Origin of the sequence: Pseudomonas gingeri, from assembly GCF_013386165.1 — a bacterium.
Taxonomy (GTDB): Bacteria; Pseudomonadota; Gammaproteobacteria; order Pseudomonadales; family Pseudomonadaceae; genus Aquipseudomonas; species Aquipseudomonas gingeri_C.
This window is the reverse complement of the sequence record NZ_JACAOS010000003.1, coordinates 295,369-310,783: the sequence shown is the minus strand read 5'-3', so window position 1 is coordinate 310,783 and position 15,415 is coordinate 295,369. Positions and strand designations below refer to the sequence as shown.

Sequence of the window (15,415 nt, the reverse complement as noted above, 5' to 3'; positions counted from 1 at the left end):
ATGCCCTCCCCCGACTTTCCTGCTGAAGCCGCCACGCCCCAACCTCTCACACGAGGTCACAAGAAGCGTGAACGTACCCGACGCGGGCTCGTGGACGCCGCCTTGCGGCTTCTCGCGCGCAAGGAGCCGGGGGAGATAACCCTGCTTGACGTCGCCTCGGAGGCCGAAGTGTCCACCGGTACCATCTACAACTACTTCCGTACACGCGACGAAGTGTTCGAGGCGGCGGGAATCACCATGGCAGCGGATTTTTCCGATGTCATTTCCGTCCTGAGCATGGAGGTGAAAAGTGGCGCCCAGCGACTGTCGATCGGCGTGCGCATGTTCATACTCCGAGCCGCCCAGGATCATCCGTGGGCCAGTGCACTGCTGCGCATCATCCACTTCGACCATGCCATCCGCTCGCGCTTGACCGCCCATGTACTGGACGACTTGCGTGCGGGGCTCGGTGAGGGCTCTTTCGCGTTTCAGGACGAAGGGATCGCGCTGGACATCGTGGTGTCCTGCACCACCGGAGCAATGCGCGCGGTGGTCGAAGGGCGCGCAGCAGAGGAGCACGACGTGCATGTCGCCGAGATGATCCTCAGGGCTCTGGGTGTAACTCCTGCCAAAGCCAGGAGAATCGCTGGCCTGGCGCTGCCTACCCCTTCCCAAGCCTGAACCCGACCCCTTGCCCCGCCTCCAGCACTTTCCTGATGAAACCTGACCGGCGCGTTGTCGGCACAGGATCACTCTCGAAAAAGCCAAAAATGAACACGACTGTTCAAAACATCATTGACCAAAAATGAACACAGGTGTCTAATCTCTCCTAATGTTAACCCTGGAGCTAACGCGTGGAACTCATGAATCCGGTGCAGCGCCGCATCCACCAAGCTGCACTTCGCCTTTTTGCCAAGCACGGCGCCATTGATGTCAGCATCAGAGACCTTGCCAATGAGGCCGGTGTGGCACGCGGAACGATCTACAACAACAACGTTCAAGACATGGACCAGTTGTTCGAAACAGTGGCCGCCCGTCTCAGCGCTGAAATGCACGAACGGGTCAAGAAGAGTTTCGAATCCATCACCGACCCTGCCCATCGCCTCTCCAATGGTGTCCGTTTCTTCATTCGACGAGCCCATGAAGAGCCGCAATGGGGCACCTTCATCCACCGATTCGCCATAAACAACGCCGCACTGCGCGAGATGTTTGCCAGCCAGGCGACGAAGGATCTGCTCGATGGCCTTGCCATCGGACGCTACGCCTTCCGGCAAGACCAGTTGATCTCTTTGATCACACTGATTTCAGGTGCGGCTCTGGGATCGATGTTCCTGGTGCTCGAAGGACATCGGACCTGGCGCGAGGCCGGTACCGACGCCGCGGAATTCATACTTCGGGCGCTCGGGGTACCTGCACAGGAGGCAAGGGAACTGGCAGCCCAGGAACTGCCCGAGCTCTCCACGATCGACTGATCCCTAACACTGCTATCTGGTTTTCTCCCCTGTTACCCAGGGGTTGGGGCAGGTTTTGCCCGAAGAAAGTTCGGAGAATAAAAATAATGAATAGCATCACTGCGCTACCTCAACTGAAGACGCCGCAACCTGCTCGGCATCCCAACCCGACGGTCAAGGCTCGACGCCTCACCCACCTGATCTTCGAGCGGCCTGACCTCGATGCGACGGCCCATTTCCTGGCCGACTTCGGCCTGCTCATCAGCCATATCAATGCCAGTACGCTCTATCTCCGCGCAGCCGAAGCCACGCCCTACTGCTACCGTGCCCATCGCGGAACCAAGGCGCGCTTTCTCGGTTTCGGTCTGGAAGTCTGCAGCCTGGATGACCTTGAGCGACTGACCCGAGTCGAGGGCGCCTCCTGCATCGAGGAAATCGGGCATCCGGGTGGCGGAAAGCAGGTCAGGCTGATCGATCCCTCAGGATTCCTGGTCGAAGCCATCTACGGACAGGCCCCAAGCATACCTCTGCCGCACCGCACCGCCCTGGCACTCAATCTGGCGGAGCAGCAGCCGCGGATCAACCACCCCCAACGCCCGCCCGTAGCGCCACCGGAAGTGCTGAAGCTTGGCCACGTGGTCGTCGAGGTCGCCGACTACCAGGCGACCTGCGCCTGGTACACCCAGCACTTCGGCTTCATTCCCAGCGATGTACAGGTTCTTGAAGACGGCTCGCCCATCGTCACCTTCATGCGCCTGGATCGTGGCGAAACGCCCACAGACCACCACAGCCTCGCCATTGCCCAGGGCTTTATGGCGACCTACAGCCACAGCGCCTACGAGGTTGTCGATGCCGATGCGGTGGGCATGGGGCAACGCGTCCTGCAGGAGCGAGGCTGGAAACATGCGTGGGGAATCGGCCGGCACATTCTGGGTAGCCAGATCTTCGATTACTGGCAAGACCCCTGGGGTGACAAGCATGAGCACTACTGCGACGGTGACCTCTTCACCGCCTCCCAAGCCATCGGCGTTCACCCGGTCGGCCCGGATGCCATGGCGCAATGGGGCCAGCGCATGCCCAAGAGTTTCACCCAGCCCAGGATGAGTCTGAGCAACCTGCGCGCACTGATTCGCAATCTACGGCGCAGTCCGGACCTGACAGTTCGCAAGCTGATGACGCTTATGCGCCTGTTTGGATAAGCCCGCCCCCAAGACCAACAAAAACGGGGCGAACGACGCTCCAGGAGTACCTTCAATGTCCGTTGTTCATATTGCCCGCTTCGAATATCAAAACGCCGTCCACTGGGGTGTCAGACGCCCGGGGTCCATCACGGTGATTCCTGGAACCTTTACCAGCACCGGCGACTTTATCCGTCAGAACAACATTGAAGATCTCGCACAACTGAAAGGCACCGAGTTGACCGAGGACGAAGTCAAGCTGCTGTCTCCGCTGACCCGCAACCAGCAGTTCGTCTGCCAGGGCGCCAACTATCGCCAGCACATGATCGAGTCGGGCATGGACCCGGACGCGAAGAAATTCAACATGATCTTCACCAAGGCGACCAGTTGCCTGGTGGCGGCGGACAGCGACCTGATCAAGCCACGTAACGTGCGCTTCCTGGACTACGAGATCGAATTGGGCCTGGTGATGAAACGCCCGATCAGCGCAGCGGTCACGGTGACCGACGACAACCTGCACGAGTTCATTGCCGGTGTCGTTATCGTCAACGACTACTCGGCTCGTGATATCCAGATTCCCCAGATGCAGTTCTACAAGGGCAAGAGCTTTCGCACCTTCGGCCCGGTCGGCCCCTACCTCTGCCTGCTGGGCCCCCAGGACATGCACTACCTGAAGGCCCTGCAATTGCGCCTGACGGTCAACGACCAGGTGCGCCAGAACGACAGCACCGCCAACCTGGTCTACGGTCCGGCCGAAACCCTGAGCGAACTTTCCGGCGTGCAGGACCTCGACATCGGCGACCTGATCGCCACCGGCACACCGGCCGGCTGCGCCCTGACGGTCCCCTCCCCGGCCAAGCAGCGCATCGCCGCGCTGATGCCGGAAGCTGTCAAGTGGAAGCTGTTCCTCAAGGCCCAGGAGAACCGTTCGCAGTACCTCAAGCCAGGCGACGTGGTCGAGGCGCGCATTCGCAGTGCCGATGGTGTTGTCGACCTGGGCGTGCAACGCAACCGGGTAGTGGGAGAAGCCTGATGACCGTACAGACCCTGAGCGATATCCAAAACCTGGAGCGTACCCCACTGTCAGAGCGCTACCTGGCACCGAGCACCTATGAGGCCTTGCGGCGAGCAGCCAAACAGCATGCCTGGAGACCCGCGCTGAGCTTCTTCCCCGAAGCCCGCGACTTCACCTGCCCCTTTGAATGGAACTATTCCCAGCTCTTCGCGAGCATCACCCGTGCGGCGAATGCCTTCCACGATCTGGGCATCGTGCCAGGAGAGGTGATTGCCTTTATCCTGCCCAACCTGCCGGAGACCCACTTCACCATTTGGGGCGGTGAGGCGGCGGGCATCGTCATGGCGATTAATCCGCAGTTGGAAGCCAAGCAGATGGCCAGCTTGCTGCACACCGCCAAGGCGTCGGTGGTGGTGACCCTCGCCCCCACACCGGGCAGTGACCTCTGGCCCAAGCTGGCCTCGCAACTGGATCAGCTTCCCCTGGTCAAGCATGTGGTCTGGGCCAGTATGGAGCCCTATGTCAGCGAACCACTGTGTAGCGCCCTCGGGGCCCTGGCACAACAGGCACGGGCACAGCACAACGGCGTCCCGATCCATGAGTTGAGAGCGCTCATGAATGCCCAGCCAGGCAGAGACCTGAAGAGCTTCCGACAGATCCGCGCCGAGGAGCACTCCTCCTACTTCTGCACCGGCGGTACCACCGGACTGCCGAAAATCGCGGTACGCACCCATGGTTCGGAGGTCTTCAATGCCTGGGCCATGACCGCTCACTTGCAGCAATCCAGCAGTGGCCAGGTGATCTTTTGCGGCCTGCCACTGTTCCATGTCAATGGACAACTGGTCACCGGGTTGATGCCTTGGACCCAAGGCGATCATGTGATCCTGGGAACACCGCAAGGGTATCGTGGCGAAGGGGTGATCGCCCGCTTCTGGGAGATGGTCGAGCACTTCGGTATCAACTTCTTTTCCGGCGTGCCCACCGTCTATGCAGCGCTTCTGCAAACCGAGTTGCTGGGCCGCAATCTGTCCAGCCTCAGCTACGCGTTGTGTGGCGCCGCCCCCCTGCCGGTTGAGCTCTTTCAAGACTTCGAACGCCGGACCGGCGTCAAGATCCTCGAAGGCTACGGCCTGACCGAAGGCGCCTGCGTTTCCTCGGTCAATCCTCCTCTCGGCGAGCGCCGTATCGGTTCCATCGGGATACGAATCGCCTACCAGGAAATGCGCGCCATCCTGCTCGACGATGCCGGGCATTACCAACGCGATGCCGATACAGATGAAGTCGGCCTGATCGTGATCAGAGGACCGAATCTGTTCGATGGTTACCTGGATGAAAGCCATAACCAGGGGCTGTGGATCGATATTGACGGCCAGCCCTGGCTGAATACCGGTGACCTGGGGCGCCAGGATGAGCAGGGATACTTCTGGCTGACCGGACGCAAGAAGGAACTGATCATACGCGGCGGCCACAACATCGATCCCAAGCAGATCGAAGAGGCGCTGCAAGCCCACCCCGCCGTGGCCTTGGCCGCCGCAATCGGCTGCCCCGACGCCTACTCGGGTGAGGTGCCAGTCGCCTACGTTCAACTGAAACCAGGGTGCATCTGCGACACCGAAGCGCTACAGGAGTACGCCGACCTCCACATCAGCGAGCGTGCCGCCGTTCCCAAGCGCATCGAAATACTCGAAGCACTCCCACTGACTGCCGTAGGCAAGATATTCAAACCGGCCTTGCAGCAAAGAGAAATCGCCCGGGTTGTACAACGGGAAATCGAATACCTGGAACTCACGGACATTGCGCTAGACGTTGTGCAAGACCCTCGCCGAGGGCTTGTCGCCCGTATCGAGGCCGGTGCTCATCGGGAAACACTGGCACCGGCCCTGGGGCATTACAGCTTTCAAATCGATTGGGTCGAGTAAGTCCCCGGTGCCACTGGCCATGGCAAATGTTCCCTGACACTGCGACACAACGGCCAATCCAATAACGGCAATAACTTCCAACTGGCACTAAGCAGTGCGCAGTCAGGCCGACGGCTGCCTGCGCGCAAGCGACAACAACAATAATAATGAGGTGGACAATGAAGCTGAACAGCCAAGCGATGCCCTGTGTTTTGCTGCAACAAAAAAAACCATCCTGGATCTACCTGACATGCTCTGTCGCCCTGCTCGGCGTCTCGACGACCGCGGGTGCCAATGGCATCGCACTCAATGAACAAAGTGTCAGCAGTTCGGGAACCGCCTATGCAGGACGGTCATCCTCGGCACTGGATGCGAGCACGATCTATGGAAACCCTGCGGGACTCACCCAGTTGAAACGCAGCGAAGTGTCCGGAGGGATTGCCGTCATTTCCCCCAAAGACGATATCAGCGATGCCCAGAGCAGCGCGGACGGAACCGACAAGGGCAACTCGATCCCCCTCACCGCCGTCCCGTTCGCCTATATGTCCACGCCCTTGGACGAACGTCTTTCGGTGGGCCTGGGCCTGTATGTTCCGTTCGGACTGGTCAATGATTACGAGAGCACTTTCCAGGGCCGTTACCGTGGTTCCTATAGCAAGACTCAGGCAATTACCCTGCAGCCCACCGTTGCCTACAAGGTCAATGATTATTTATCCATAGGTGGCGGTCCTACAATAAATCGCTTCGATGCCAAACTTCAGAACTACCTGGCCACCGGCGCGCTGAACAATGGCAAGGACACACTCGTCACCATTAACGGAGCCGATACAGCCCTGGGTTATAACATCGGTGTCCTGGTTGATTTGAGCGATACGACCCGTTGGGGGGCAACCTATCACTCCAAGGTCAGCTATCAACTCAAAGGGCATACCGAAGTGTCCGACTCGCCGACGCAACTCGCCCTCGACGGGAAATATGACGCGAGGATTCAGCTCGACACACCGGAGTCGCTGGACACCTCATTCACCCACCATTTCAATAGCCGCTGGACCGGTTACCTGGGCACGGTCTGGACCCGATGGAGTCGACTCGAGAAATTCGAGGCCATCAACAGCAATGTGTCCGCCGCCGGCCAGAGCGCCGGCCTGGAACAGACCGGCGAGCAACTGAACTGGCATGACACCTGGTCCGGCGCGGTGGGGCTGTCTTATCAACTCAGCCCCCAGTGGCTCCTGCGCACGGGCTACGCCTATGACCCCACGCCGATCAGCAATGCCGACCGCAGCGTTCGCATTCCGGCCGGCAATCGTAAAGCCCTCACCCTGGGAGCGGCTTACTCCCCCAGTGCCGACCTGACGATAGACCTTGCCTACGGTTACCTGTGGGACTCCAAAGTGGCGGTCCAGCAGTCGAGCACTTCCAGCCTGCAGCCTGGCTACGATGCCGAGTACAACAACAGTGCCCAGGAATTGGCGGTCCAGGCGACCTATCGTTACTGAACCCCCTAGCAACCCTCAGGCAATCCTGATCACCACCTTGCCAAACGCCCCCCTGGCAAGGTGTTGGTAAGCCTCGCGCGCCTGCTCGAACGGATAGACATGATCGATCACCGGTCGAATCCGATGCTCGTTGAGGAAGACGTTCATGCGGTCAAACGAAGAACGTGGGGCGACCGCGATACCGCGAAGGGTCGTCTGACGGAAAATAAGCGGCATCAGGTCGAGTTGAACGGTCTGACCGGTCAAAAAGCCGATCTGCGCAATACGCCCGGCGGCCTTGGTCGCCGCAATCGACTGGTTGATACCACTGCCGCCTGCCACGTCGAGCAACAGATCGACACCTTTGCCATCGGTGAGCTTGAGCACCTCATTCTCCCAGGCCGGTACGCTTCGGTAGTTGATCCCCGCCACGGCCCCCAGGCTTTTCACGGCTCGCAGATTCCGGTCGCTGCTGGAAGTGGCGATCACCTTCGCACCGAGGGCCGTCGCGATCTGCACAGCGAAGATCGACACCCCGCCAGTGCCTTGTACCAGCACTGTTTGCCCTGGCTGGAGCTGTCCGAAGTCGACCAACGAATACCAGGCCGTGAGCGCGGCAATCGGTAAGGTGGCCGCCTCTTCATCGGACAGGTTGTCGGGTGCCCGCACCGCACTGTCCTCGTGGATGATCATGTATTCGGCCAACCCACCGGGCAGTGGTGAACCGAAGCAGTAATCGGGCTCGTGCGGCCCTGGCTCACCGTCCAGCCAACGCGAATACAGGTGCGAGTTGACCCGATCGCCCACCTTGAAACGGGTTACGCCGTCGCCTACCGCAACAACGGTGCCGGCCGCGTCACTGACGGGAATAAGCGGTCGGGGCACCTGGTGAGGCTCGTAAATGCCATCGACAATGGCCTTGTCACGAAAGTTGAGGGAGACCGCACCGACCTTCACCAGCAGCTCACCCGCCTTGGGATCAGGGGTGGGCACTTCGCCCTGTTCCAGGTTATCGAGTCCAAAATCTTTCAGTAGCCAAGCCTTCATTGTGATGCTCCAAAACGTAGTCAGAGATAGCACGACCGGTGACGGTTGTGTTCTGAGGTCATTGTTGGGCTTTGGGAAAGTCGGATAAATACGTAACAAATGACAAGATTGTTCTTTTTAAAAGCAACAATTGCTCCGCCCGTATAAGGTAGAACCGGGCTCATACAGACTGAGGGGTTTTGCCATGGAGTTGCTGCAATCGATGCGCGTATTCGCCAGGCTCGCCGAACTGGGGAGTTTTACCAAGGCCGCTGAGTCCTTGCAGATCGGTCGCCCACAGGTCACCCGCGCCATCCAGGAACTGGAGGCTTCGCTGGGTGTGCGCCTGTTTCAACGCACCACGCGAAAAGTGACCTTGACCGCCGAAGGTGAGCGTTTTTACGCGCGGGTCGTGGACATCCTCGGGAGCATTTCCACCGCGACCGCCATGTTCGAACGCTCAGGCGTTACGTTGGGAGGGCGGCTGCGCATCGACATTCCGACAGCGTTTGCCCAGGTTGAATTCATGGAAAGCCTGAAAGCCTTCACCACGCACTTCCCTGCAATCGACCTCATATTGGGGGTGACCGACCGAACGGTTGACCTGGTGGGCGAAGGGATAGATTGCGCGCTGCGCATCGGTGATCTACCGGACTCGACCCTGGTCGCCCGTCCGGTCGGGATGGCGAAAATGGTGACCTGCGCGGCGCCGAAGTACCTCAACCAGCATGGCGAGCCCGACACGCTGGAGGATCTGGAGGCTCACCGGGGCGTCAACTTTCTCTCTGGCCACACTCACCGGACACTGCCGTGGCACTTCTCGGTGGATGGCCAGGACAGCCCCTACATCAGCCAAAGCGCAGTCGCCGTCAGCGAATCCAACGCCTATGTCCAATGCGGTGTCGCGGGTTTCGGCATCCTTCAAGCACCGGGGATTGCAGTGGCCCGCTACCTGGCCAGCGGTGCCCTGGTGGAAATTCTACAACCGTTTCGCCCAGCACCTCGCCCTGTCACGGTGCTCTACCCCAGCCGCGCGCACTTGGCGCCGCAGGTGGCGGCGTTTCTCGATTGGCTCCAGCCGCGTTTTGCGCAGCTCTACCCTGATTGGCTGGAACACCGGACAGCTGGGGACGACGGACGTCTCAGGCCCCGTGCATAGATCCGAGCCTGGACAGCGCAATAACTTCGGACTCACCCTGTCCACCTTTCTCAAATCCCTGCCTATGACGACGAATCGAGCCCATGAGGCAAGGCCCCTCCAGCCCGAGTGACTCACTCCGCCGCGCCTCACGATCGCACCCACCCCCAGCACAATAGCGTCCCGACCGAAGACCGACCTTTCGCTGACGACTCGCCCCCAGGACCCGCATAGGCTTTCACTCCGACGCTACATACCGCGTATTTCAAGCCGCGCCAGCTGCCGGCGCCTGACGCGCCATTTTTGGAGTAACACACACCGTGCCAAAAACACTTGGGTTGGTTCTGGCCACCCTGCTGGCCATCGCCGCTATTGCCTATGGGTGCCTGCTCACCCAGTTCGGCCCCACCATCAAATCCGCCATTCAGACCGAAGGGACCCTTGCCACCCAAACCCAGGTGCTCGTGGGTAGCGTCGACTTTTCACTCTTCAGCGGCGTAGCCACGATTGACGGGCTTACTGTGGGCAACCCCAGAGGGTTCTCTTCGCCCTACGCCGTGGCGGTGGCGCGTATCGCCCTGCAGGTGGAAAGCAGCTCACTTCTGGGTAGCGGTCCGATTATTGTCGACAACGCCACGGTCATTGCACCGCAGATCACTTACCAGGCGAAAAGCCCCACCGCCACGAGCAACCTGCAGACCATCAAGGACACCGCCAAGGCCTATTCCACCACCCCGGCCGCCGTGCAGGCCAGTAGCAGCCTGCGCAAAATAATCATCCGTGACCTCATCGTCATGGGCGGCTCGGTCTCACTGGATATTCCCCTGCCCGGCGGCCCGTTTTCGGTGCCCTTGCCTGCATTGCATCTGACTGATATCGGCGCGACCACAAACGGAGCCACGCCGCCCGAGATCATCCGCGCCGTCAGCGAAGCACTCGCGGGTGAAGCGAAAAAGGCAGTTACAGCGACGATTACCGAGAAGGTCGAGTCTCTCGTCAACAAGCTCAAGCCCTTCGCAGGTGGGCTGCCAAAGTCCCTGCCGCCAGCGCCAACCCACCGGTCCTTGCCGTCGCTGCCGTCGCTGCCGTCCTTGCCTTCGCTTCCATCCCCAGCGTCACTGCCATCCCCGCCGTCCTTGCCACAGCTACCCTCCCCACCGTCGCTGCCCTCTCCGCCCCCCTTGCCATCGCCGCCACCCGGAATGAGCGCCTTTGCGCCCCCACCATTGAGCCTTGTGATCCCGGTCGGTGATTACCGACGTACGGAGCGCCGATAATTCGGCACTGCGATCCTGCCCATCGGTTTGTATGCAAAGTTGGCGTTCGACGATAGGGACGGACACCTATACAAAGCGTGTGCGTCCTGATGAGTCACTCCACCTTCAACACAATCTTGCCAACATGCTCCCCAGCCTCCATTCGGGCATGCGCCTGCGCCGCTTCGGTGAAGGGAAAGACCTGGTCGATCATCGGCGTGCAGCGGCCGGCCGAGAGCAATGGCCAGACATGTTCATGCAGCTCCTGGGCAATCGCGGCTTTTTCTTCACGGGTGCGCGAGCGCAGCAGCGAACCGGTGATGATGGCGCGTTTGGCCATGATCGCCATCAGGTCGATGTCCTTGCCGTGGGTACCGCCGAGGAAACCGAGCATCACCAGCCGCCCCTCCATCGCCAGGGCCTTGATATTGGCATCGAGGTACGAGCCGCCCATGATGTCGAGGATGACGTTCACGCCCTGGCCGGCGGTTTTCTCCTGGATGACCTGGACAAAATCCTGCTCGCGGTAATTGATCGCTTCGGCACCCAGTTGGCGGATCACCGCGCACTTGTCCTCGCTGCCAGCGGTGGCGAAAGCCTCGATGCCCAACTCGCGGCAAAGCATCAGGGCGGTGGTGCCGATACCGCTGGTCCCGCCATGGATCAGCACCCGCTGGCCCTTGGCGGCGCCGCCGAGGCCGAACAGGTTGGCCCAGACGGTGAAGAAGGTTTCCGGGATCGCTGCGGCCTCGACCCAATCCATGCCTTCGGGAATCGGCAGGGCCTGGCTGGCGGGGACCACGCAGTACTGGGCGTAGCCACCACCATTGGTCAGGGCACAGACCTTGTCGCCGACATCAAAACGCCCGACGCCGGCACCGACGGCCACCACTTCACCGGCCACTTCCAGACCGGGGATCGGGTTCATGCCCGGTTTCATCGGGTAGAGGCCGGCGCGCTGGAGCGCGTCGGGGCGATTGATCCCGGCGGCGTGCACGCGGATCAGAATTTCACCGGCGCCGGCCACCGGCATCGGGACCTGGCGCGGTTGCAGCACTTCGGGAGCGCCGGGCTGGGTGATTTCAATCTGGGTCATCTCGTGGGGCAGTTGCATTTCAGGTACCTCGTGTAAAGGTGGATAAATGATCGAATTCAATTCAGTACGCTGCGCGATGCGCCGCGAGGCTTGAGCAGTCGCAGGCCTTGCTCAAGCAGCAGTGCAGTGACGAGGGCGCCGCTGGCAATCACGAACAGCAGCGCGTAATGACCACCGCTGGCGTTGAACAGAGCTGAGTAGGCAAAGCCGGTGATCGCTTGAAAGGTAGCAAACGATACCGTGGCGCGGCTCCAGGTCACTTGTTGCAGGTGATGGTCGGGCACCAGCTCATGAACCCGCGCCAGGGCCAGGGGCACGATGCCCGGCGGGAACGAACCGATGATCACCGCCAGCACGGCCAGGGCCAGGAACGAGTGGCTGATCGACAACAACCCGAGGGCAATCGCCTGCACCACCAGCACCAGGCGAAAGCCCATCCGTGCCCCGAACCGGTCGGCCAGGAAGCCATAAGTCACAGGTCCGGCAATCGCCCCGAGGCCATACAGGACCCAGATCAGCGCCCCGGCCTGCGACCCGGCACCGAGCCCACGTGCCACGTAGTCCACCAGGAACACCATGGCCGGGACCAAGCCGGCGGCCATCAAGGCGTATTGGGCAAACAGCAGGTAGACGTCTGCGCCCAGCGACGGCGACGGGCCTTGCTCCTGGGGCGCGGCGCGGTCATGGACCACGGCGGCCGGCCAGGCGAACCAGCTGGCGGCAGTCAGCACCAGGGCCAGGATGCCCAGGCCGAACCAGGTTTGTTGCAGGCCCAGGCTCAGCAGCGGCGGCACTACGCTGCCCGAGCCGGCGATGCCCAGGCCCAGGCCGAGGAAGATCGCGCCGCTGGCCAGGCCCCGGCGCGCTGCCGGGACATGGGGCAGCACGGTGGCGGCCACCAGTACCATGATCGCGCCGCCGGCAATCCCCGACAGCAGGCGCCAGCCGAAAAACCAGGCCAGCGACAAGGGCAGACCACAGGCAAAGAACGACAGGGTGACCACCAGCATCATCAGGCGCAGGACACCCGTGTTGGACAGGCGGCGTGCCAGCGGTCGGCCCAACAGTGCACCGAGCAGGTAGCCCACCAGGTTGGCCGAGCTGATATAGACCACCTCGCTGGCGGCAAACCAGTGGGCCTGGATCAGCGCCGGAATCAGTGGCGTGTAGGCAAAGCGCGCCAGGCCGATACTGACCAGGCTGGCGCAGAGACCGGCGAAGATCGGCAGCCAGACCGCGCTGTGTCGGGTATCGAGGGAAGGCGTTGTGCTGTGCATGGGAAATGTCCGGAGAGTTTCGCTGGTGCCCAGCATAACCAGGATTGTTGATGCAATAATGCAGCGAATTTACGTTACTGTGATGCGAATATGCATCAGCCGGAGAAGCTATGAACTGGGATGATGCGCGGGTCTTTCTGGCGGTCTGTCGCGAATCGACGCTACGCGGGGCGGCCCGGGTGCTGGGGGTTGACCAGGCCACGGTCGGCCGACGGATCACGGCGCTGGAAAAATCCCTGAGCGCGACGCTGTTCCTGCGTACGTCCGAAGGTTACGCACTGACGGCGGTCGGCGAAGCGGCGTTGCAGGCCGTGGAGAAGATGGAGCTGTCGGCGCTGGAGCTGGAGCGGCGGATCCAGGGCCTGGACGATCGCCTGACCGGTACCGTGCGGGTCAGCACCACGGACTCCCTGGCCATCGACTTCCTCATCCCGGCCATGGCGCGCCTGCATGAAAAGCACCCCGACGTGCGGGTGCAACTGGACGCGTCGACGCAGATCATCAGCCTGGCCAAACGCGAAGCCGATATCGCCGTGCGCAACACCCGGCCGGACAACCCCGACCTGATTGCCCGGCGCATCGCCCGCTGGCCGCTGGGCCTGTTCGCCTCCCAGGCGTATGTGGATCGCCACGGCATCCCGGAGCCAGGCAGCGCGTTCGAAGGGCATGACCTGGTGGTCTATCAGCCGTATCTGCAGAGCCACAAGGAACTGACGCTGGTCTGCGAGCCCCTGACGCGGGGACGGATAGTCGCGGCCCTGAGTTCCAGCCTGCTGGTGCGTCGCTCCATTGCCGCGGGGATCGGCGTCGGCGAGATTCCCGTGCACCAGGGCAAGCGGGATGGGCTGGTCAGGCTGTGGCCGGAACGCACGCGACCGCAGCCCTACGATATCTGGCTGGTGACCCATGCCGACCTGCGGCATACCGCGCGGGTACGGGCGGTCATCGAGGAGATTGTCGAAGTGTTTGCCTCGTCCAACGAGGAATAGAGTCCGGGGGGCTTGGGTCCCACGATAACGATCAGTAACACTCAAACCCGGTCATTTATGACCCTTCCCTCATACAAGCATCGGGTTCTCGCCTTTTTCGCGAGGACGCCCACCCTGTCCCGGTCATCCGGCCACACCGCCGAGGAACGGCAGCGCCAGGTACAGCTTGATGACGATGGCATTGGCGATATCGATAAAGAACGCGCCCACCATCGGCACCACCAGGAAGGCGATCTGCGACGGGCCGAAACGCTGGGTCACCGCCTGCATATTGGCAATCGCCGTCGGTGTCGCCCCCAAGCCGAAACCACAATGTCCGGTGGCCAGCACCACGGCGTCATAGTTACGCCCCATCACCCGGAAGGTGACGAAGATCGCGAACAGCGCCATCAGCACCGCCTGGGCCGTCAGCAGAATAAAGATCGGCAGCGCCAGGGCCGCCAGGTCCCACAACTTGAGCGACATCAGGGCAATCGCCAGGAACAGTGACAGGCTGACATTACCCAGCACCGACACCTCATGCTCGAACACCTTGTGCCAGCCCAGGGCCGACAGGCCGTTACGCAACAACACACCAACAAACAGCACGCAGACAAAGGTCGGCAATTCGAACGCGGTGCCTTTGATCAGGTCACCCAGGAAGGTGCCGCCCAGCAGGCTGATGGCGATCAGCGCCAGGGTCTCGATAAACGAACCCGGGGTGATCATGCGCTCCTGGTTCGGCTGCTCGAAGCCCTTTGGGATGTTCGGTACGTCGCCGCTCAACCCTGGGGTATTGACGCGCTTGAGCAGCAGTTTGGCCACAGGCCCGCCGATCAGGCCACCGAGCACCAGGCCGAAGGTCGCCGAGGCCATGGCCAGTTCGGAAGCCGAGGCCACGCCATACTGATCGCTGAATACCGAGCTCCAGGCCGCGCCAGTACCGTGACCGCCCGACAGGGTGATGGAACCGGCCAGCAGCCCCATCAGCGGGTCAAGACCCAGCGCGGCGGCCAGGGACACACCCAGGCCGTTCTGCACCACCAGCAGCCCGAGGACCACCAGCAGGAAAATGCACAGCACTCGCCCGCCTTTCTTCAGGCTGGCGAAGTCGGCGTTCAGACCAATGGTTGCGAAGAAAGCCAGCATCAGCGGGGTTTGCAGGGAGGTGTCGAAGCCCACCTTGAAATCGGCGAATACCCGCAGGGCCAGCAGGACCAGGGCGACCACCAGGCCACCGGCAACAGGCTCGGGAATGTTGTAGGTGCGCAGGAAACCCACCCGGGTGCAAAGTGCGCGCCCCAGCAAAAGTACCAGGGAAGCGGCTACCAGTGTGCCGTAGAAATCGAGTTGAACCATATGAATAAACCTCGGTAATTATTGTTGTCTGACGATGTTCTGGACAAGGCCGGGCCGCCCCGACAAATCGAATGTTGGGAGTTGGATAAGTGGGCTTTGGTGAATTAGGGGGACGAGTGAGTCGGGCCCTGAGTGCAATATCTGTTTGAGCAAAATCTCTGTAAAAGCACAGTCTCCGGATGAGCGCTGTCTCTGCATGAACGCTGTTCGTGTGGGGCATCGGTTTGATCCGGCGATATACCGCTGCGGTACCAGGTCGCTCGCCGGACCGGGCCATTGTACTGAACCGTATCGCT

13 protein-coding genes are annotated in these 15,415 nt (G+C 61.3%); 9 read left to right on the top strand and 4 right to left on the bottom strand.

Going from position 1 to position 15,415, the window contains the following annotated elements:
* From HX866_RS05935 to HX866_RS05910, 6 genes are all read left to right on the top strand, one after another.
* Positions 1–660 (top strand): TetR/AcrR family transcriptional regulator, encoded by a 660-nt coding sequence (locus tag HX866_RS05935; RefSeq protein WP_177126746.1) that lies wholly within the window; start codon positions 1–3, stop codon positions 658–660.
* A gap of 173 nt (positions 661–833) precedes the next feature.
* A complete protein-coding gene (locus HX866_RS05930) occupies positions 834–1,451 on the top strand; it encodes a TetR/AcrR family transcriptional regulator (protein ID WP_177138501.1) in 618 nt (205 codons plus the stop codon).
* Between the two features lie 86 nt (positions 1,452–1,537).
* Entirely contained in the window at positions 1,538–2,629 is a 1,092-nt protein-coding gene (locus HX866_RS05925; RefSeq protein ID WP_177138499.1) for a VOC family protein, read from the top strand.
* A gap of 55 nt (positions 2,630–2,684) precedes the next feature.
* Positions 2,685–3,641 carry a fumarylacetoacetate hydrolase family protein gene (locus HX866_RS05920; RefSeq protein ID WP_177138497.1) on the top strand — a complete coding sequence of 319 codons (957 nt, stop codon included), beginning with the start codon at positions 2,685–2,687 and terminating at the stop codon, positions 3,639–3,641.
* Positions 3,641–5,542 carry an acyl-CoA synthetase gene (locus HX866_RS05915; RefSeq protein ID WP_177138492.1) on the top strand — a complete coding sequence of 634 codons (1,902 nt, stop codon included), beginning with the start codon at positions 3,641–3,643 and terminating at the stop codon, positions 5,540–5,542. The genes HX866_RS05920 and HX866_RS05915 overlap by 1 nt, the downstream gene beginning before the upstream one ends.
* A 158-nt stretch (positions 5,543–5,700) precedes the next feature.
* On the top strand, positions 5,701–7,020 hold the full coding sequence (locus HX866_RS05910) for an OmpP1/FadL family transporter (protein WP_177138491.1): 1,320 nt from the start codon (positions 5,701–5,703) through the stop codon (positions 7,018–7,020).
* A gap of 15 nt (positions 7,021–7,035) precedes the next feature.
* On the opposite strand, the gene HX866_RS05905 is transcribed toward HX866_RS05910, so the two are convergent.
* Positions 7,036–8,046 (bottom strand): zinc-dependent alcohol dehydrogenase family protein, encoded by a 1,011-nt coding sequence (locus tag HX866_RS05905; RefSeq protein ID WP_177138490.1) that lies wholly within the window; start codon positions 8,044–8,046, stop codon positions 7,036–7,038.
* A 184-nt stretch (positions 8,047–8,230) separates the two neighbouring features.
* On the opposite strand from HX866_RS05905, the gene HX866_RS05900 reads away from it, so the two are divergent.
* Positions 8,231–9,184, top strand: coding sequence for a LysR family transcriptional regulator (locus HX866_RS05900; RefSeq protein WP_177126638.1), 954 nt, complete (start codon positions 8,231–8,233; stop codon positions 9,182–9,184).
* Between the two features lie 299 nt (positions 9,185–9,483).
* Complete coding sequence (locus HX866_RS05895) at positions 9,484–10,440, top strand: hypothetical protein (RefSeq protein WP_177138489.1); 957 nt, start codon at positions 9,484–9,486, stop codon at positions 10,438–10,440.
* Positions 10,441–10,534: 94 nt separating this feature from the next.
* Here HX866_RS05895 and HX866_RS05890 read toward each other — a convergent pair whose 3' ends face one another.
* Together HX866_RS05890 and HX866_RS05885 are read right to left on the bottom strand one after the other, a co-directional pair.
* On the bottom strand, positions 10,535–11,533 hold the full coding sequence (locus HX866_RS05890; RefSeq protein ID WP_177091853.1) for an NAD(P)H-quinone oxidoreductase: 999 nt from the start codon (positions 11,531–11,533) through the stop codon (positions 10,535–10,537).
* Positions 11,534–11,571: 38 nt separating this feature from the next.
* A complete protein-coding gene (locus HX866_RS05885) occupies positions 11,572–12,792 on the bottom strand; it encodes a YbfB/YjiJ family MFS transporter (protein WP_177138488.1) in 1,221 nt (406 codons plus the stop codon).
* 110 nt (positions 12,793–12,902) lie between these two features.
* On the opposite strand from HX866_RS05885, the gene HX866_RS05880 reads away from it, so the two are divergent.
* A complete protein-coding gene (locus HX866_RS05880; RefSeq protein ID WP_177138486.1) occupies positions 12,903–13,781 on the top strand; it encodes a LysR family transcriptional regulator in 879 nt (292 codons plus the stop codon).
* 123 nt (positions 13,782–13,904) lie between these two features.
* Here HX866_RS05880 and gltS read toward each other — a convergent pair whose 3' ends face one another.
* Positions 13,905–15,119, bottom strand: a complete 1,215-nt coding sequence (gene gltS, locus HX866_RS05875) for a sodium/glutamate symporter (protein ID WP_177138484.1) — start codon at positions 15,117–15,119, stop codon at positions 13,905–13,907.
* Between the last annotated feature and the right edge of the window lie 296 nt (positions 15,120–15,415).